This is a genomic window from Myroides sp. C1519 (genome assembly GCF_038039755.1).
In the GTDB taxonomy this organism is placed as follows: domain Bacteria; phylum Bacteroidota; class Bacteroidia; order Flavobacteriales; family Flavobacteriaceae; genus Flavobacterium; species Flavobacterium phaeum_A.
In genome coordinates this window covers 1-19,740 of sequence record NZ_JBBPHM010000033.1, presented here as the reverse complement: position 1 = coordinate 19,740, position 19,740 = coordinate 1, and the positions used below count along the sequence as shown (strand labels likewise).

14 protein-coding genes are annotated in these 19,740 nt (G+C 31.3%); 6 read left to right on the top strand and 8 right to left on the bottom strand.

Annotation, left to right across the window (positions count from 1 at the left end; all coding sequences use genetic code 11):
• Positions 1-330: 330 nt before the first annotated feature.
• From AABL81_RS13040 to AABL81_RS13020, 5 genes are all read left to right on the top strand, one after another.
• Entirely contained in the window at positions 331-1,191 is an 861-nt protein-coding gene (locus tag AABL81_RS13040; RefSeq protein WP_158209758.1) for an MBL fold metallo-hydrolase, read from the top strand.
• 78 nt (positions 1,192-1,269) lie between these two features.
• Complete coding sequence (locus AABL81_RS13035; protein WP_341341267.1) at positions 1,270-2,883, top strand: S8 family peptidase; 1,614 nt, start codon at positions 1,270-1,272, stop codon at positions 2,881-2,883.
• Positions 2,884-2,955: 72 nt separating this feature from the next.
• Positions 2,956-4,851 carry a M1 family metallopeptidase gene (locus AABL81_RS13030; RefSeq protein WP_341341266.1) on the top strand — a complete coding sequence of 632 codons (1,896 nt, stop codon included), beginning with the start codon at positions 2,956-2,958 and terminating at the stop codon, positions 4,849-4,851.
• 75 nt (positions 4,852-4,926) lie between these two features.
• Positions 4,927-5,343: a ribonuclease P protein component gene (rnpA, locus tag AABL81_RS13025; protein WP_158209761.1), complete on the top strand. Its 417-nt coding sequence runs from the start codon at positions 4,927-4,929 to the stop codon at positions 5,341-5,343.
• A 137-nt stretch (positions 5,344-5,480) separates the two neighbouring features.
• Complete coding sequence (locus tag AABL81_RS13020) at positions 5,481-6,464, top strand: tyrosine-protein phosphatase (RefSeq protein ID WP_158209762.1); 984 nt, start codon at positions 5,481-5,483, stop codon at positions 6,462-6,464.
• A 197-nt stretch (positions 6,465-6,661) separates the two neighbouring features.
• Here AABL81_RS13020 and AABL81_RS13015 read toward each other — a convergent pair whose 3' ends face one another.
• The 3 genes from AABL81_RS13015 to AABL81_RS13005 are packed head-to-tail and all read right to left on the bottom strand — an operon-like array spanning position 6,662 to position 10,424.
• Complete coding sequence (locus AABL81_RS13015; protein ID WP_341341265.1) at positions 6,662-7,654, bottom strand: DUF4837 family protein; 993 nt, start codon at positions 7,652-7,654, stop codon at positions 6,662-6,664.
• A gap of 26 nt (positions 7,655-7,680) precedes the next feature.
• Entirely contained in the window at positions 7,681-9,183 is a 1,503-nt protein-coding gene (locus tag AABL81_RS13010) for a lytic transglycosylase domain-containing protein (protein ID WP_158209763.1), read from the bottom strand.
• Positions 9,184-9,233: 50 nt separating this feature from the next.
• Positions 9,234-10,424: a phosphoglycerate kinase gene (locus AABL81_RS13005; protein WP_341341264.1), complete on the bottom strand. Its 1,191-nt coding sequence runs from the start codon at positions 10,422-10,424 to the stop codon at positions 9,234-9,236.
• A 340-nt stretch (positions 10,425-10,764) separates the two neighbouring features.
• Between AABL81_RS13005 and AABL81_RS13000 the strand changes: the two genes are divergently transcribed.
• Positions 10,765-11,913, top strand: a complete 1,149-nt coding sequence (locus AABL81_RS13000) for a DNA polymerase III subunit (protein ID WP_341341263.1) — start codon at positions 10,765-10,767, stop codon at positions 11,911-11,913.
• Positions 11,914-11,986: 73 nt separating this feature from the next.
• Here AABL81_RS13000 and AABL81_RS12995 read toward each other — a convergent pair whose 3' ends face one another.
• The 5 genes from AABL81_RS12995 to ybeY form a co-directional block, all read right to left on the bottom strand.
• Positions 11,987-14,278 carry a helix-turn-helix domain-containing protein gene (locus tag AABL81_RS12995; RefSeq protein ID WP_158209766.1) on the bottom strand — a complete coding sequence of 764 codons (2,292 nt, stop codon included), beginning with the start codon at positions 14,276-14,278 and terminating at the stop codon, positions 11,987-11,989.
• A gap of 94 nt (positions 14,279-14,372) precedes the next feature.
• Entirely contained in the window at positions 14,373-14,969 is a 597-nt protein-coding gene (locus AABL81_RS12990) for an OmpH family outer membrane protein (protein ID WP_158209767.1), read from the bottom strand.
• Between the two features lie 252 nt (positions 14,970-15,221).
• A complete protein-coding gene (locus AABL81_RS12985) occupies positions 15,222-16,073 on the bottom strand; it encodes a class I SAM-dependent methyltransferase (RefSeq protein ID WP_341341262.1) in 852 nt (283 codons plus the stop codon).
• Positions 16,074-16,517: 444 nt separating this feature from the next.
• Complete coding sequence (gene mnmG / locus AABL81_RS12980; protein ID WP_341341261.1) at positions 16,518-18,395, bottom strand: tRNA uridine-5-carboxymethylaminomethyl(34) synthesis enzyme MnmG; 1,878 nt, start codon at positions 18,393-18,395, stop codon at positions 16,518-16,520.
• Positions 18,396-18,432: 37 nt separating this feature from the next.
• Positions 18,433-18,852, bottom strand: a complete 420-nt coding sequence (gene ybeY / locus AABL81_RS12975) for an rRNA maturation RNase YbeY (protein WP_341341260.1) — start codon at positions 18,850-18,852, stop codon at positions 18,433-18,435.
• Positions 18,853-19,740 lie beyond the last annotated feature (888 nt).

Genomic DNA, 19,740 nt, shown 5'->3' with positions numbered 1-19,740 from the left:
CAGTACAAAACAGGATTATCAACTATAGCTGTACAGCTATAGTAGGACGAGACATCTATGCTTGTATACTGTATGTATACTGTATGTATAGTGCTTGTATAAAATCTATGTAAAACTGTACAACCAATATACATACACTTTAGAAAAAATATACATACTCCATTTATAACATTAATCTAAAACGTTGCTATGATTGCAAAATCCTCATTTGGCCTCGATTCTTAGATAAATAGTTATGAATTACTTAGCTAAACTAAAAGCTAATTTTACCGTTGGTGTATCGTATAAAAATGTGTATTTTGCACCTTACAACCAAAAAACTAAATCATTATGAAATTATATGCTATCGAAAGTGGCAACTTTAAATTAGATGGAGGAGCTATGTTTGGCGTTGTTCCGAAAGTAATTTGGAACAAAACCAATCCTGCTGATAACAACAACCTGATTGAATTGGGTGCGCGACTTCTTCTTATTGAAGATGGCAATAAACTTATTCTGATTGACACTGGAATGGGTAATAAACAGTCTGAAAAATTCTTTGGATACTACAATCTTTGGGGAGAACACTCAATTGACAAGTCATTGGCAAAAGTAGGTTTTCACAGAGATGACATAACAGATGTATTTTTAACTCACTTGCATTTTGACCACGTTGGTGGAGCTGTAAATTGGAATTCTGATAGAACAGGATACGTTAATGCTTTTAAAAATGCTAAATATTGGACTAATGATAGCCATTGGGATTGGGCGACAAAACCAAACCCAAGAGAAAAAGCATCTTTCTTATCTGAAAATATACTTCCAATTCAAGAAAGTGGTGCTTTAAACTTTATCCAACGCCCTGAAGGAGATTTGCTACACAATTCTGAATTGGGATTCGATATTTTCTTTGCAGATGGCCATACTGAAAAACAGATGATTCCGATTATTAATTACAACGGACAAAAAATAGCTTATACAGCAGATTTACTGCCTACAGCAGGACATATTCCTCTTCCTTATGTAATGGGATATGATACTCGGCCACTCTTAACGATGCAAGAAAAGGAGAAATTCTTAAAAATGGCAACTGACGAAAATTGGCTTTTATTTTTAGAACATGATGCTCATAATGAAATCATAACCCTACAACATACTGAGAAGGGAGTTCGCTTAAAAGACATACATAAAGCCAACGATATCTTAATTTAGTGTTAACACCGTGCTTTAAAGCGTACAATTTGATACTTTTAAGGCGATGAAAATAAAATTTACAATAAAATAAATATAATGCGATTAATTAAACCTATTTACCTTTCTGCTGCTTTAGCACTTGCTTTGACAAGTTGTGGTGGTGCAAAAATTGTATCTAACACACCAATCCAAGGTGTTGACAATTTACCTAAAAGAACATCAGAATTATCTGAAGAACAATTACAAAGATGGAGTCACTTAGACATTTTAAGAGACACAGTACCTGGAATGTCTGTTGATAGAGCTTATGAAGAAATCTTAAAAGGAAAAGCACTTCCTAAAAAAGTAATTGTAGGTGTAGTAGATTCAGGAATTGAAATTGACCACGATGATTTAAAATCACACGTGTGGACAAATCCTAAAGAAATCGCTGGAAACAATATTGATGACGACAACAATGGATATGTTGATGATATTCACGGATGGAACTTTTTAGGAGAGTCTGTTCACGAAAATATGGAATTAGTTCGTGTTGTAAGAAGAGGTGACGACGGTTCTGACCAATATAAAAGAGCTGTAAAACAACTTGAAGAAGAAAGAAAAGAAGCACTTGAAAGCAAAGTACGTTTAGATATGTTATTACGTGCTAACGAAAGAGTTGCTAAATTCTTAGATAAAAAAGATTATACAAAAGAAGATTTAGAGGCTATTCCTGATACAGCATCAGAAGAGATCATTCACTCTAAAAATGTAATGTACGGAATCCTTGCTGGAGGTAGAGAATTATCTTGGTTAGATAGCTTTAAAGGTTATGTAGACAGCAAATTAAACTACCACTTAAACGTTGATTTCGATGGTCGTAAAATCGTTGGAGATAATCCTGCTGACATCAATGACAGAATATACGGAAATAACGATGTATTAGGTCCTGTTAGAGAAGAGGCTAAACACGGAACTCACGTTGCTGGTATTATTGCACAATCTCGCCACAATAACTTAGGTGGAGACGGTGTTGCTTCAGACGTAGTAGAAATTATGGCTGTTAGAGCAGTACCTGATGGAGATGAGTACGATAAAGATATTGCATTAGGTATTCGCTATGCAGTTGACAACGGAGCTAAAGTAATCAACGGAAGTTTTGGTAAATACTACGAAGAAAATAGCCAATGGGTTAGAGACGCTATTAAATACGCTGAAGAAAAAGACGTATTAATTGTTGTAGCTGCTGGAAATGACGCTATGGACTTAAACATTGAAGGTGGTGTAGAGCGTTACCCTAACGACAATGTGAATATGGGACCAGAAATTTCAAATAACTTCTTAGTTGTTGGAGCTCTTAACCCTCAGTTTGGTAAAAATATGGTAGCTCGTTTTTCTAACTACGGACATTACGACGTTGACGTATTTGCTCCTGGTGTAAAAATCTACGCTACTGTTCCAAACAATACGTATGAGTACTTACAAGGAACATCAATGGCATCTCCAAACGTTGCTGGTGTAGCTGCTTTAATTAGAGCTTACTACCCTCAGTTTACTGCTGGTGAAGTTAAAAAAATCATTATGGATTCAGGTGTTGCTGTAAACTTTGATGTTGTAGTTGGAGAGAAAAAAGAAGTTAGAAACTTCCAATCAATTTCTACTTCAGGAAAATTTGTAAATGCATACAATGCTTTGTTATTAGCTGAAAAATTAGCTGCAAACAAAAAATAAGAATACACAAAATACATTTAAAAACTCCACACTATTCAAGAATAGCTGTGGAGTTTTAATTTCAAACACGATATGAAAAAACTATTACTATCTCTTACAATTTGTGCCATATCTCTTTTTGAAGTTCAAGCTCAAAACAATCCAAATCCTGGATATTGGCAACAACACGTTGATTATACGATGGACGTCAAAATGGACGTTAAAAAGTTTAAATACAACGGTACACAAAAGCTTACTTATACTAACAACTCTACAGATACACTAAAAAAGGTTTTCTTTCATTTGTATTACAATGCATTTCAACCTAATAGTGATATGGATGCTTTATTAAAAAATATTGCTGATCCAGACTCAAGAATGGTAGATACTAAAACAGTTAGAGGTAGAAAAATACAAGAGAGTAGAATTTCAAAGCTTACACAAAATGAGATTGGTTACTTAAAAGTATTAAATCTAAAACAAGACGGTTCTTCTGTTGAAACGAAAGAAGTAGGAACTGTTTTAGAGGTTACATTAAAGTCTCCAATTGCTCCTAAATCTTCTACTGTTTTCACAATGAACTTTGAAGGACAAGCGCCTAAAATGATTCGTAGAGCAGGTAGAGAGTCTAAAGAAGGTGTTGCCTTGTCAATGTCTCAATGGTTCCCTAAAATTGCTGAATACGACTTTGAAGGTTGGCACGCTGAGCAATATTTAGGAAGAGAATTCCACAGTGTTTGGGGAGATTTTGACGTAAAAATTACGTTAGATAAAAACTACATTGTTGGAGGTACTGGTGTTTTAGTTAACAACAACGAAATTGGATACGGTTATCAAGATAGTAATGTAGCTGAAGTTCCTGCTAAAAAAGGAAAAGATTTAACTTGGCATTTTAATGCTAAAAATGTGTTAGACTTTACTTGGGGAGCAGATCCTAACTTCATTCACGATACGTATGAAGGACCAAATGGTGTAAAGTTACATTTCCTTTATAAAGATAATCCTGCTATTAAAGACAACTGGACAAAGCTACAACCAGTTACAGCTGAGTTAATGAAATTCTTTAATGAAAATGTAGGTCCTTATCCTTACCCTCAATATTCAATTATTCAAGGTGGAGACGGAGGAATGGAATACTCAATGTGTACTTTAATCACAGGAGAAAGATCATTCCCAAGTTTGGTTGGGGTAACTGCTCACGAATTAGCACACAGCTGGTTCCAACACGCATTAGCAACAAATGAAACAAAGCACGAATGGATGGACGAAGGATTTACTTCTTTTATATCTGACCTTGCGATGTTAAAAGTGATGCCAAAAGACCAACAAGAAGATGCAAATCCTTTTGGTTCTACTTACAAAAGTTACTACAATTTAGTAGCTAAAAATATGCAAGAGCCTTTAAGTACTCACGCAGATCATTACTTAACAAACAGAGCATATTCTATATCAGCTTATAGTAGAGGTTCTATTTTCTTAACACAATTATCTTATTTAATTGGTTGGGATAATATGATGAAAACACTTCAAACATACTACCAAGACTACAAATTTACGCATCCAACACCAAATGACTTTAAACGTACGGCAGAGCGTGTTACAGGAGCTAATTTAGATTGGTATATGACTGATTGGACACAAACGAATAACACGATTGATTATAGTGTACAGTTTGTAGAAGAAGTACAAAAAGACCAAACTTTAGTTACTTTAAAACGAATTGGAAGAATGGGAATGCCTTTAGATATTCTTGTAGAATATGAAGATGGTACTATTGAAACATACTACGTTCCTTTTACTTCAATGCATTGGATTAAACCAAATCCTTACTTAGAATATGAAAGAACAGTATTATCAGGATGGGGATGGGCTCAACCAGAATACAAGTTTGTCATCAACAAACCAAAGAATACAATTAAAACTATTTTAATTGATCCGAGCCAATTTATGGCTGATGTGAATCAAGAAAATGGTATCTACAAAAAATAATTATTAAAAAAAGCCACATATGTGGCTTTTTTTTTGTCCTATTATTACGTTTGCTTTTCTACCTTTGCAATCTCTATGGAACAACAAAATTTAAAATATCCTAAAAAGGAAAAGCTAAAGAGCAAGATAGTAATAGACGAACTGTTTACTACTGGAAAATCTGTTAGTAAATATCCGCTTCGCATGGTTTATGTACCAAGTGAAAATAGCGATAACGTACCTTTAAAAACAGGTGTATCTGTGTCTAAGCGTTACTTCAAAAAAGCGGTAGATAGAAACTACTTCAAAAGACTACTACGCGAAGCTTATAGACATAACAAACAAATGTTGTTAGACAACATCGAACAGCCTTATGCTATTATGTTGTTTTACCAATCTAAAAACAGGTTGACTTACCAAGAGATTAATGAAAAAATGGTTAAACTCTTTGAAAAGTTTATCGAAGCAAACAAAGCAGAAAAAGCCGTTGTTACCAATTCTGAGGAAGAATAATATTTAAACGTTTTCATTTGTATATATCCTTAAAAAACAATAACTTAAACCTACTCTTTTCTTTCTTTAAAAGAAACTGAAAAATACAGAATGGTAATTATTGTTTAAACTAAATTATAGCCTCACTTTTGATGCTTATGGGTACCAAAGGATCTAATCAAACTATTGATTTAAAAACGGATAAAAAGAACAACAAAACGATAGCTATTATCAAGGCAAATCAGCCTTGGAAATTATATAAAGCGAATTCTTCTTTTGTAATTAATGCTGCTCAAGAAATAGCAAGTGGCGATTCTAATGACTCTATATCATTAGGACAGATAGCATCCTTTCAATTATTTGCTTTTGAAAACAATCGAAATTATGATATCACAGGGCTTAGATGTTTGCCCTTAGAAGGACAAAATAATTTTAGAGACCTTGGTGGTTATAAAACTACAGAAGGAAAAACAGTTAAATGGGGACTCCTTTTTAGATCAGGTCAATTAAGTAGTTTGTCGGAGAGAGATCTTCGTTACCTCTCTTCTATTCCATTGTGCACTATTGTAGATTTTAGAACAAATGAAGAAAGAGATAGTCAGGTTACCAAACTACCTTCGTCAACCATAAATGACATTTCGTTGCCCATATCTCCAGGGAATTTAAGTCGGGAAATAGTTGAAAATATGATTTATGAAGGTGAAGTTGAACAAACTGTCCAATTCTTAACCGACATAAATGAGCAACTAATTCTTATCAATCAGGAACAATACAAAGCTTTCTTTGCTATTTTACAGAAGAATACTACTCCACTTATGTATAATTGTACTGCGGGAAAAGATAGAACTGGTTTAGCAACAGCTTTACTTTTAAGTGCATTAGGAGTTGATAACGACACTATTATAGCAGATTACTTATTGACAAATACGTTTGTAAACTTGTCTATTGATGTAGTAAAAGACAAATACTTATTAGCCAATAATCAGCAAGCGGAAGCATTGATGACCTTGCAAACAGTGAAAAAAGAATACTTGTTAAAAGCACTTGAAACAATCAAACAACATTATGGTTCCGTTGAAAGTTACTTGACGAATCAGTTAGCGGTTGATATTCCTTTGATGAAACAATTGTATTTATATTAAACATCTCATTTCTTAATAAGATACTTTAGTATTAACTATATTGAAGTCTTTTATAAGCATAATAAATACTATTTAAGCTATCATCTCCTTTTTTACAACTAACGAGTAGTTAATTAATAAATAGCCATTAAAAGTACCCCAAAATTAACTCAATACAATATAGATATACATATAAACGAAAAAAGCGAATGATTAGATCATTCGCTTTTCTTTATTTTAAAACGCATTGTTTGAATTATTGCTTCAAGTTCAAGAAGTACGTTTCGTTTTCCCATCGATGGATTGTACACGAGACCTTCTATAAACAAATATCTTTTTTCCGTAGAATCTCTAAAGACATAACTTAGATATGGACCACTCATAAAGCTATTTTGCATATCCCAAGTTCCTTTTAACTCAATTGCTTTTCTATTGTCAAAAGAGATTTCCTTGTTAAATGGTATAAATCCTTCATTCAATTTCATAAACGAATTATCTTCAATCGAATGAATATAACGTCCATTTACAGAATCTTTTACAGCTAAAATATTGTGTAATTCTGTATCCTTATCATTTAATATTCTTTTTAATGGTACATCATAAATAAGAATATTACTATTCCCTGAAGCTACATCCTTTTTATACCAAACAAAATGTTCATTACTACTAATTTCTTTATAATCAGAAGGAACATTGATCGTAATCTTAAATCTATCTTCAAACTTTTCTCGATCAATTAATTTACTTGCATTAAGGGTCTCAGTAATTGTAGAAACCTCTAATTGATGCATCGTTTTGATGATAGAATCAATGTTCTTTTTAAAAGCCTTTACAACAGCTAATTTTGAACCACCATTAACAACAAAATAGTTTTGTGGTGAAGCAAACTTATTCTTCTCAAGAGAGAAAAACTCATCATTATGATTGTCTGAAAAGACAATAATATTACGTCGATCCTTAGTTTTAGATGAGAACAAATTAGGAGATATTTGTTCGATAGTAAACAAAGGTTCTGACGGACTAATTCCGTCTACAGAAGCTGCTAAATACTCTCGAATGCTGTCTCCTACATTACCATACCACAATCTATCGTTTACAACTACTAATACACTGTTATACTCCCCCACAGATTTAGTTGATAATTCTGTAGTTGGCGCATCTTTACAATTAGCAAAGCATAATAAAACGATAAAGAAATAGAAGTATCTCACGAAAATCTAAAAATTAAGTAACTAATTTAATTGATGCGTAATTTCATTCCTGGCTGAATAGCATCATTATCTTTCATATTATTCATATTCTTCAATTGAGCTAATGATACCCCCGGCAATTTTTGACTTATAGAATATAATGAATCACCTTTTTTAACTGTGTAAAAAGAGTTTTTAGCACTTGATTGAGCCACAGTAGCTTTACCAACAACTAATTTCTTTCCAGGATATATAATGTTACTTTTCATATTGTTCAACTTCTTCAATTGAGCAACACTAATACCATATTTATTAGCAATAACACCAATACTTTCACCTTTCTTAATAGTGTGATAACGTGACTTTACACTCTTTGTTTCTGCAACAGAAACTTCTAACAAGCTTGGTAATGGTTTCTCTCTTCTCTCCTCTTCAAACGCAATATAATCATAGATTTTATCTTCATTTGAAGCCATTAAACCAATCTTAGAAACAGGTAATCTTAAGAAACTTTGTTTTCCACTTACATAAGGAACAACTTGCAACTTATACGTTGGATTTAAAAACTCTATTTCAGCTTTAGAAACATCTAATAATTTAGCTACCTGATCAAAACTAATCGTCTTCTTAACAGCGATTGTATCTGTTTCTACCAGTTTAAAAGGTGAGCTATTTGATGTAATTCCGTGTTCTTTTGCATATTCAAAAATATACATTGTAGCATAGAATGCAGGTAAATAGTTTTGTGTTTCACGTGGAAGATTTGGTCTAATATTCCAATAGTTTGTATAACCATTAGAACGACGAATTGCCTTAGTAACGTTACCAGGACCAGCATTATACGATGCTAATACCAAGTCCCAATCACCAAACATTCCGTACAAATCTGACAAGAATTTAGCAGCAGCCTCAGATGATTTAATCGGATCAATACGATCATCTACATAAGAATTTACTTCTAAATTATACTGTTTACCAGTAGGATACATAAACTGCCATAAACCAGTTGCTCCTACTCTTGAACGAGCAACAGGATTCAATGCAGACTCAACAATAGCAAGATACTTCACTTCTAATGGAACGTCGTGTTTAGCTAATTGCTCTTCAAACATTGGAAAGTAGTATTCAGACAAACCTAATAATCTTTCAAAAGAGCGTTTTCTATTTTTAAGAAAAGACTTAATAACACGTTCTAAAGTTTCGTTGTATTCTACTTTAAAAGGTGTTTTCTCATTTAAACGTTGCAAACGTTCTTTTAAAAGTTTCGTTGGTAACTCATCTAAAACTATAGTTCCCTCGTCAAAATTTGCATCAGCTAATTCATTTTCTATTTCATTAAATAGATCTTGATTTAATAGCTCATTTAACCATCGCTTTTCTATTGAAGCACCGGTAGCATGATTTACGAATGTATTCTTGATAGAGTCAAGATACACTACAGGATCAATTTCCTTTTTGATTTCGATACTCGTGTTTATAGGTTCGCTCTGTCCCCATACAGAATATGAAAACAAACTACATACAACAAAAGTTAATGCTTTATAGTTCATTGGTTTTATATTTGAAAAGTACCCTCTTGAAAAAGAGGGTACTTTTTATTTTATTCTTGAATTGCTTTAATACCCGGTAAAGCTTTTCCTTCTAACATTTCTAACATTGCACCACCTCCAGTTGACACATAGCTCATTTTTGGAGCTAATCCAAACTGTTTTACTGCCGCAACAGAGTCACCACCTCCTACTAAAGAGAAAGTACCTTTCTTAGTTGCTTCCGCAATAAAGTTTCCTAATTCGATTGTACCATTAGCAAATTTCTCCATCTCGAATACTCCTAACGGCCCATTCCACAAGATAATTTTTGATTCAGCTACAACAGGTTTTAAGCTCTCTAATGTTTTTGGTCCTACGTCAAGTCCTTGCCATCCGTCAGGAATTTCATTAGCAGCAACAATTTTTACATTTGCATCAGCTGCAAAAGCGTCAGCAGCAACAATATCAATTGGCAAGTGAATTTGTACATTTTTCTCTTTAGCTTTTTCTAAGATTTCTAAAGCTAATTCGATTTTATCATCTTCACAGATAGAGTTTCCAATCTTTCCACCTAATGCTTTGATGAATGTAAAAGTCATACCACCACCAATGATCATATGATCAATTTTATCTAAGATATTCTCGATAATAGTGATTTTAGAAGAAACTTTTGAACCTCCTAAAACAGCAGTAACAGGTTTATCAGTACTATTTAATACTTTATCTAAACTCTCTATTTCTTTAGCTAATAAATAACCAAAACACTTATTTTCACCGAAGTATTTAGCTACAATTGTAGTTGAAGCGTGCGCTCTATGTGCTGTTCCAAATGCATCGTTAATATAGAAATCAGCTAAAGAAGCTAAAGCTTTAGAGAACTCCTCATCACCTTTTTCTTCTTGAGCATAAAAACGTAAATTCTCTAATAATATTACATCACCAGATTTACTGTTATCAATTACAGCTTTTACGTTATCTCCAATACAGTCGTTTACAAATGTTACTTCTCTTCCTAAAACTTCTGCTGTTTTAGCAACAATATGTTTTAAAGAATATTTCTCATTAACTTCTCCTTTTGGTCTTCCTAAGTGAGACATTAAAATAGCAACTCCACCATCATTTACTACTTTATCAATAGTAGCTTTAGCAGCTTCTATTCTATTAGTATCTGTAACATTAAAATTTTCATCTAATGGCACATTAAAGTCAACGCGAATTAAGACTTTCTTATCTTTAAAATTTAAGTTTCCGATAGAACTCATATCAAATATTTTTATATTCTAATTTAACATATACAAATATAATTCTTTTCCTGCACCAGAATATCTGATATTTGTTAGGTATAAAAACAAATTTAACACTTATTATGATTATATACTAATCAAAAAAATAGTTAATAATGTAATATCTATTAGATTATATTTAATTATTAGAATAAATATATTATTCATCTGTTATTACAAATATATATTCACTAATTCTATTACTACATAACATAAATTAGACCAACAAATATTATTTTCAAATATTTAGTAATGCAATTATAACAATAATATGCTTTACATTATTTCAATCGCATAGGATTTAATATATCTTTGTATTATGCAATTCTCAGATATTATAGGCCAAGCCTACCTTAAAAATCATTTAATTCAAACTGCATCTACAGGTAGAATACCTCATGCACAGTTATTTATAGGTCCTGAAGGTTCAGGTACATTACCTATGGCAATAGCGTATGCTCAGTATTTACTTTGTCAAAATGTTGGAAATGAAAATACTGGAGGAAATGATTCTTGTAATATTAAATTCAATAATTTATCACATCCTGACTTACATTTTGTATATCCTGTAGCAACAACAGATGCGGTTAAAAGAAATGCTACAAGTGATTTGTTTGCTTCACAATGGCGCTCTTTCATCAAAGACAATGTTTATGGAAACCTTTTTGATTGGTATTCACATATTGAAATACAAAATAAACAAGGACAAATAGGTGTAGATGAAGCAAGTGAAGTTCTTAAAAAACTTGCTTTAAAGTCATTTGAGGGTGGGTACAAAATTATGATTATCTGGATGGCAGATAAAATGAATACAGAGGCGTCAAATAAATTATTAAAGCTATTAGAAGAACCACCTGCAAAGACATTATTCTTATTGATAGCAGAGAATGAAAAGAACATTATCCAAACGATTTTATCAAGATGTCAAGTTCTTAACTTTCCTCCTATTAACAATCGTGAGATAGAAGAAGCTTTGATTGTAAAACAACAATGTGATAGACAAGAAGCAGCTTTAATTGCTGGTCAAGCACAAGGAAGCTATAATAAGGCATTAAAATTATTACTCAATAAAAATAGTACACAACCATACGAAAAATGGTTTGTTCAATGGGTACGTGCTGCTTTTAGAGCCAAGGGAAATGCTGCTGTAATTCAAGAGTTGATTGAATGGAGTGAAGAATTAGCTGCTTTAGGTAGAGAACAACAAAAGCAATTTATTGAGTTTTGTATAGAACTGTTTAGACAAGCACTTTTAATCAATTACCAAACGCCAAACTTAGTTTATTATAAAACAACAGTTGACAATTTTAAACTTGAAAAGTTTGCCCCTTTTGTCAATGGTGCTAATATTAATGACATTTATAAAGAATTGTCAGATGCAATTTACCATATTGAACGAAATGGAAATGCGAAAATGATATTTACTGATTTATCAATTAAATTGACAAGACTAATTCATCGTAAATAAACTAAAATAGGCCTTATGCATTGATACATAAGGCCTATTTTATTTGATAGTATTAGTTCATCAAATTGTAATATTACTCTTCACTTTCTTTCAAAGCATCTTTTGCGCGTTGAAATAACTTTAATTCTTCCCACGAATACAAGTCTTCTACTGTAGCTTTTATTTCTGATAAAGGTTTGTCCTTAAAAGTGATAAATAACTCTTCTAATTCATCTATTTTGTCTTTAGGAAGTATCTCATCAAGTTGAATCAAACCATCTCCTACCAGTTTACCTAAATGCGAATAGATAGTAGTAGGAACCAGTTTTCTGATTTCAGCAATCTCTTCTATGCTTTTCTTCTGTTTCCAGTATTCCAAAGTAATTGAAGTGGTAGATTTTTTCTTTTCCTTCTTCTCCCCTTTTTTTGTTGAGGAATATTTACTTACATCATCGTCTTCATCTAAATCTAATTGAGTATCTCTTAGTAAATTTGCAATATTAACTAAGTGGTTAATTTTGTATTCACTAATTTCTAATGAACGTAAATTTTCTTTAGAAATCTTCTTACCTTCTTCTAAGAGTTGTAACATTTTTTCAGCCTTTTTCATCTGAATGACTTGCTTCAATAAAGCGTCTTCTAAAACAACTAACTCTTCATAAAAACCTTTTAATTGTCGTTTTCCCTTAACTTGAGCAATGTTAAAAAGTAATTCAAAAACAAGGTGATCCATCATTGGAAAAAAGTACTGATAAGCTTTATTAACTCTTTCCTTTACGTGGGCAAACCTAAAATTCTCTTCATTAAATAAACATCTTAATTGATGAACAAACTTCTCTGAATGAATAAGCATATCGTTCAAACTTTTGGTAGTTTTAATTGCCCATGGTTTAAAAGAATTCTTTTTACTACGGTCTGTTTCTGCATCATAAGTATGTATATGAGCATGCCAAAGCGTACCAAGATTAAACCAAGAATAGGTATCTATTAAAAAGTTTCTAAGGAAGTCTTTAGTTGCTAACTGCAATTCTTGTGTTAATCTATCTACAGTGGCTTTATTATTTGCATAGCTCATTACCTCTTCATCATTAACTAAACCATTCATCTGAATAGGAGAGAGTAAAACTAAGCCTTCTAACGACCTTAATCTTGATAAAGCAACGTATGCTTGTCCAGGTAAGAAAACGCTTGATACATCAAGTACAGCTTTGTCAAAAGTAAGTCCTTGACTTTTGTGTACTGTTATTGCCCAAGCCAACTTCAATGGATAATGCGTAAACGTACCTAATACCTCTTCAACAATTTCTTTTGTATTAGGATCTACAGTATATTTTATATTCTCCCACTCGTATTTTTCAACTTCTATAGTTTCGTTTTCTTCGGGGAAATGAACAAAAATCTCATTGTTTGATAGTGATTTGACAATCCCCATTTTTCCATTGTAAAATCGCTTTTCAGGAGAAATATCATTCTTTATAAATATAACTTGTGCTCCCACTTTTAAGCTCATATTAGCTTCTAATGGAAATAGTTTTTCAGGAAAATCACCAACAACATCTGGCTTAAATACAAACTCTTTTTTATCAATACCATCTAAAGCATCTTTATTAATTTTGTCTGCTTTAGTATTATGAGTAGTTAAAGTAATATATCCAGGATTATTCTTAATATCAAAATCAGTTTTGATAAACTTGTTTAGCAATTGAACATCTTGAGATGTTACTTGATTATTTCTTAAGTTATTTAATATCTGAATAAACTCTTGATCAGACTGCCTAAAGACTTTATCAAGTTCAATGTACAAGGGAGGAAATTGTCGCACTACTTCTGAATGGAAAAAAAATACTCCTCCATAATAGCGTTGCAAAACATCCCATTCAGCTTGCTTGACAACTGGTGGTAATTGTAGTAAATCGCCAATAAAAAGGACTTGTACACCACCAAAAGGTTGTGGATTCTTTCTTATGCTTTGTAGCATAAAATTCATTGCGTCTAAAACATCAGCACGAAGCATACTAACTTCATCAATAACTAATAAATCCATGTTCAAAAACAACGCTTTACGGACTCTACTCATACGCATATGACGCTTTAGAGAAAGCTTATTTTCAAACTTTATATTGTCTGTAAAAATGGGTGGATTCTTCGTATCTGGAACAAAAGCTGCGAATGGTAAATGAAAAAAGGAATGTATCGTTACACCCCCTGCATTTAATGCTGCAATTCCAGTAGGAGCAACAATAACAGCGTTTTTATGGGTGGTTTGTATGATTTCTTTTAATAAAGTAGTCTTCCCTGTACCCGCTTTTCCTGTTAAGAAAATAGATCTATTTGTCTCATTAATGAACTGTAAAACAAATTTTGCTTCTTCTGAAAAGTTATTCATTTCTGATATTTTTTTACAAAATACAACAAATAAATAATTCTAAAACAAAAAAATCCTATGCAATTGCATAGGATTTTTTAATTATATAAAACTATTATTTAGTTTCTTCTTTTTTCTCTGCAGCTGGAACTGCTGGTTCATCAATCTTAGTTGCTGCTGATGTACCTTTATATTTAGCGTTAAGCTCTTTTAAGATAGATTCAGTAATATCATACTGCTCTTTTCCATAAATAACTGTAGAAGCCTCTTCTGTGTTGAATACATAGTCTAAATTGTTCTTTTTAGCGTATTCAGAAATATATTCTTTTACTTTCTTTACAACAGAATCAATTTCTTGTCCACTCTCCATTTGTAGAGATTGAACCATTGCTTGTTGTTGATATTGTAATTGTTGTTCTTTCTTTTGTAATTCAGCTGCTTTTTGTTCTGCCCACGCCTGACCTTTTTGACGAGCATTAGCTTGGAAGCTTTGAACTTCTTGTTGGAACTTAGCGATATCTGCTTCTAAACTTTTACCTTTTTCTTCAGATTGAATTTTATATTTAGATTCTACGTCTTTTACTTCTTCGTATTCTTTCATCAGTTTAGACGAATCTACATAAGCCGTTTTAAATTCAACAGCAGCATTTGAATTATTGTTGCAAGAAAATAATAATCCTGCGAACCCTAACATTAAAATTGTTTTTTTCATTTTCGATTTTTTAAACCTCTTGTAAAAGTAATAAAACTTTTAAAGTATTATGTAATTATTTTAACTATAAACAAATCCTATAGATATAAGTTTTTTAATCAATGTTCTATATCTAAAACAATCTTTTTTAAAGCGATTTAAGACAATATTAAAAAAGTAGACTCTTATTGTATACAAATAGACACATTCTACCCTTAAAATCACTCTAATTACTAATTTACTCTTTTTTTACTCTAAATTGACTTGCGAAAACTAAATTGTTTTCTTTAAAGAATAAATTAAAGAAGAATATTCTAAATTACGTCTTGCTTCAATATTTGATTTCAATCCAACTGAAAAAGCTTTTAGCCAATTCTTTTTTCCGTGTTTAATTTCTTCAGATAAAAGAGAAACATAAAAACTATCAAATAGCATTGGATAGGTATCCTGTAAAATAAATCCGAAAGGATTAAATAATAAAGGAATTGATTGTTGAGAAAAATGCCATAGATGTCGTGGAACATCATAAGCTGCCCAATGCTTTCCATAATATTGAGCATCGTAAGATTTATAATTAGGAACAGCTATTATTAAAATACCGTTCGGCTTTAATAATCTATAAAGTTCTTTTATTTGATTTTCTAAATCGGGTACATGTTCTAAAACATGCCATAAAGTAATAATATCTAATGTTCCCTCTTCAATACTTTTTGTATCTTCTACAATTGATACTCCCTTCTCTTCGGCTAATTTTCTTGCACCCAAATTTGGTTCATAACCTACTACATTCCAATTTCTATTTTTAGCTGCTGCTAAAAAATCACCAGTTCCACATCCTATATCTAAAAGGTTTCCTTTAGACTCTTTTATAGATTCTAATAAATTCAATTTATTTTCAATAGCCTTTCTTTTGATAGTTTGATATACTTTTTCAAAAAAGGTAGTCTTCTTATCTGTATGTGAAATATAATTTTCACTCTCATAATATTTTCCTAACTCTTCAGATTTAGGTTGAGGAATTGTTTTTAATAGATGATAAGATGGATCTAAATACAGTTCAAATTTTTCATTAGAGACGGAATAATCTTCTACTTCTAAAAATTTAATATTGGATTCTATCTGCATTTTTCAAGTTTTAAAACATCAACAAATATAATCAAGATAATGCCATATTAAAGTTTAAATATTATTATTCTCTATTTAGATAAGAATAATACTTCATCATACTTTCTGTTTTTAAATCAAATATTAAAAGACAGTCGATATATAAAAAGGTAAAATGAAGTATAAAAAAGATATTCTATAGAATATAAAAACTATCTTTTCTATTTTCCATTAAACATACAAGGGATATAATCTATACCTACTTTATATTTTAAATAATACTATTACTTGTCTCGTAAACTACCTTTAATTCTATAAAAGATTGCTACCATAATTACAGCATTTATATTGGATAACTACAATTACAATTTATAGAAAACGAAGTAAAGATAGTTTTCTTTTGAAACGAATAGAAATAAAAAAAGGGTGTTCCACGTGGAACACCCTTTACTATATAATAAGATTTTATCTTCCCATATGTATTAATAAAATAGAAATATCGGTTGGTGTTACACCACTGATACGTGAAGCCTGAGAAATTGTAATAGGTTTAATCTTTTTCAATTTTTCTCTTGATTCAAAGGATAATGATACTATTTTATCGTAATCAAAATTGCTTGGAATCTTAACATCTTCTAACCTTGTTAACTTATCTGCATTAGATTTTTCCTTCTCAATATAGCCAGAATATTTAACTTGAATCTCTGCTTGTTCTAAAATCTCTTGATCTAAATCATGCTCTTCAATATATTCTTTTACTTTTTTAAACTTCAATATATCGCCTAATTCTATTTGAGGACGAGAGAAAACTTTAAACATTTTATCAGGTTGACTCATTAAAGAAGAACCTTTCTCCTCTAAAATAGGATTTGCCTCTTCAGTTTTTACACTCGTTTCTTTAAAGAATTGAACGAAGCTCTCTGATTCTTCACGTTTAAATTCCATTCGTCTTAGACGTTGTTCTGAAGCTAATCCAAGTTCAAAACTCTTAGGTGTTAATCTAAAGTCAGCATTATCTTGGCGAAGTAAAGTTCTATACTCTGCTCTTGAAGTAAACATTCTATATGGTTCTTCAGTTCCTTTAGTAATTAAGTCGTCAATTAAAACTCCAATATAAGCTTCATCTCTTCTTAAGATAAAAGGTTCCTTACCATTAACTTTCAAATGTGCATTCATACCCGCCATTAAGCCTTGCGCAGCTGCCTCTTCATACCCAGTTGTACCATTGATCTGTCCAGCGAAAAATAATCCATCTACAAGCTTAGTTTCTAAAGTATGTTTCAACTGTGTAGGTGGAAAATAATCATACTCTATAGCATACCCAGGTCTAAATATCTTTGCGTTTTCAAATCCTGCTACTGAACGTAATGCTTTTATTTGAACCTCTTCTGGTAAAGAAGTAGAGAAACCATTTACATATATTTCACATGTATTCCATCCTTCTGGTTCTACGAAAATTTGATGTCTATCTTTATCAGCAAAACGATTAATCTTATCTTCAATAGAAGGACAATAACGTGGTCCTATACTTTTAATTCTACCTGTAAACATTGGAGAACGATCAAACCCTTCTCTTAGTAACTCGTGAACCAAAGGAGAAGTATAAGTCATATGACAGTCTCTTTGTTCAACTAATGGTTTTGTAACATCTAAATAAGAAAACTTCGCAGGATTCTCATCTCCAGGTTGCGCTTCCATTTTAGTATAATCTAAAGAACGACCATCTACTCTTGGAGGAGTTCCCGTCTTCATTCTACCAGATACAAAACCTGCTTTAACAAGATCTTCTGTAATTCCATATGCAGCACTCTCTCCTGCTCTACCACCACCAAATTGTTTTTCTCCGATGTGAATCAAACCATTTAAGAAAGTACCATTAGTTAGAATAACTGTTTTAGCTTTTATCTCAATACCAAGATTCGTAACTACTCCTTCAATACGTTCGTTCTTTATAATCAATGAACGAACCATATCTTGATAAAAATCTAAATTTGGTGTTCCTTCTAACATTAATCGCCATAACTCAGCAAATCTCATACGATCAGACTGAACCCTTGGAGACCACATAGCAGGACCTTTAGATTTATTCAGCATTTTAAATTGTATTGCAGTCTTGTCAGAAACAATACCTGAGTAACCACCCAAAGCATCAATCTCACGAACAATCTGTCCTTTTGCAATTCCTCCCATAGCAGGATTACAAGACATTTGTGCAATATTTTGTAAACTCATTGTAATCAATAGAGTCTTTGATCCCATATTTGCAGCAGCAGCAGCAGCTTCTGAACCAGCATGCCCTCCTCCAACAACTATAACATCATATGTATCTTGAAATATACTCATTGTTCCACGTGAAACATTAAATTAATAAATATAAATACTATTGTTCCACGTGGAACATAGCCATTTTTTCTTCTTCTTTTGAACGCATAAGTTTAGAATCCTCATCAGTCTTATCCTTATAACCACAGTAATGCAGTATACCATGACACATCACTCTTAAAAGCTCTGTGCTAAACTCAACGTTAAAATCTTTTGCATTATCTCGCACCCTTTCTACAGATAAGAATATATCACCAGAAATAATTTTACCCTCAGTATAATCAAAACTAATAATATCAGTAAGAGTGTCATGATCTAAATATTCTACATTAATATTATGTAAATACTCATCATCACAGAAAATATAACTAATCTCTCCCAGATAAAAACCTTCTGAAGCAATAATGGATTCAATCCATTCTTCATACAAATTTTCTTTATCTAATTGAAAATCAGACTCGTAGTTAAATGAAATCATGTTTTTCTATCTAAAATATAATACGAGCAAAGGTACAATGAAAAATAAAAAGTAAACTTAATTTGCTCACAAAAAATAATATTTTTCAAAATATAAATTAGTGAGATTCAAAGCTTAATCTCACACTTTAAAATTAATGATTCAGATTTTCTCATATTTAAAATCAAACTTTAAAATATTTTAAATATTCAATTCTGAAAGCTACCATACAAATAAAAATGAGCTCAAATATTGGATAATTACTAAAAAAATAAAATAATTTTAGAATAACAAAAAATTCAAAATTTCTAAAAATCAACTGTCACAAAAATACAATTAAAAATTAAGATATTATAATTTTAAAAAAACTATCCCATTACTACCACTCAAGCATTAATTGACAATAATACTCACCTACTCTTCTATACAATCAAAATAACTTTACAATGTTTTACTCAACACTTTCTATTCTAAAAATAAAAAGCACTTAAAAACAGTTTAAAGTAAACAGTATAATTTTTCACATCTGAACATCTGATCAGAAAAAATTTGAATATTGAAATTATGGAGAGCACTTAAAAAAATACTACGAAAAAGTAACTTCGTATAATTTTCATATCTGAGCATCTGATCAGAAAAAACAAAATATCAAAAATATACAGAGCACTTAAAAAAGTACTACGAAAAAGTAACTTCGTATAATTTTCATATCTGAACATCTGATCAGAAAAAATTAGAATATTCAAATTATGGAGAACACTTAAAAAATTGCTACGAAAAAATAAGTCTATATAATTTTCATATCTGAACATCTGATCAGAAAAAATTAGAATATTCAAATTACGGAGCATCGCTAAAAAATTGCTACGAAAAAATAAGTCTATATAATTTTCATATCTGAACATCTGA

Bases quoted from the DNA above. Each gene is read 5' to 3' on its own strand.
- ybeY (WP_341341260.1), bottom strand. From the start codon at position 18,852: ATGATTTCATTTAACTACGAGTCTGATTTTCAATTAGATAAAGAAAAT.
- mnmG (WP_341341261.1), bottom strand. From the start codon at position 18,395: ATGAGTATATTTCAAGATACATATGATGTTATAGTTGTTGGAGGAGGG.
- AABL81_RS13020 (WP_158209762.1), top strand. From the start codon at position 5,481: ATGGGTACCAAAGGATCTAATCAAACTATTGATTTAAAAACGGATAAA.
- AABL81_RS12985 (WP_341341262.1), bottom strand. From the start codon at position 16,073: ATGCAGATAGAATCCAATATTAAATTTTTAGAAGTAGAAGATTATTCC.
- AABL81_RS13005 (WP_341341264.1), bottom strand. From the start codon at position 10,424: ATGAGTTCTATCGGAAACTTAAATTTTAAAGATAAGAAAGTCTTAATT.
- AABL81_RS13035 (WP_341341267.1), top strand. From the start codon at position 1,270: ATGCGATTAATTAAACCTATTTACCTTTCTGCTGCTTTAGCACTTGCT.
- rnpA (WP_158209761.1), top strand. From the start codon at position 4,927: ATGGAACAACAAAATTTAAAATATCCTAAAAAGGAAAAGCTAAAGAGC.
- AABL81_RS13040 (WP_158209758.1), top strand. From the start codon at position 331: ATGAAATTATATGCTATCGAAAGTGGCAACTTTAAATTAGATGGAGGA.
- AABL81_RS13030 (WP_341341266.1), top strand. From the start codon at position 2,956: ATGAAAAAACTATTACTATCTCTTACAATTTGTGCCATATCTCTTTTT.
- AABL81_RS12995 (WP_158209766.1), bottom strand. From the start codon at position 14,278: ATGAATAACTTTTCAGAAGAAGCAAAATTTGTTTTACAGTTCATTAAT.
- AABL81_RS13000 (WP_341341263.1), top strand. From the start codon at position 10,765: ATGCAATTCTCAGATATTATAGGCCAAGCCTACCTTAAAAATCATTTA.
- AABL81_RS12990 (WP_158209767.1), bottom strand. From the start codon at position 14,969: ATGAAAAAAACAATTTTAATGTTAGGGTTCGCAGGATTATTATTTTCT.
- AABL81_RS13010 (WP_158209763.1), bottom strand. From the start codon at position 9,183: ATGAACTATAAAGCATTAACTTTTGTTGTATGTAGTTTGTTTTCATAT.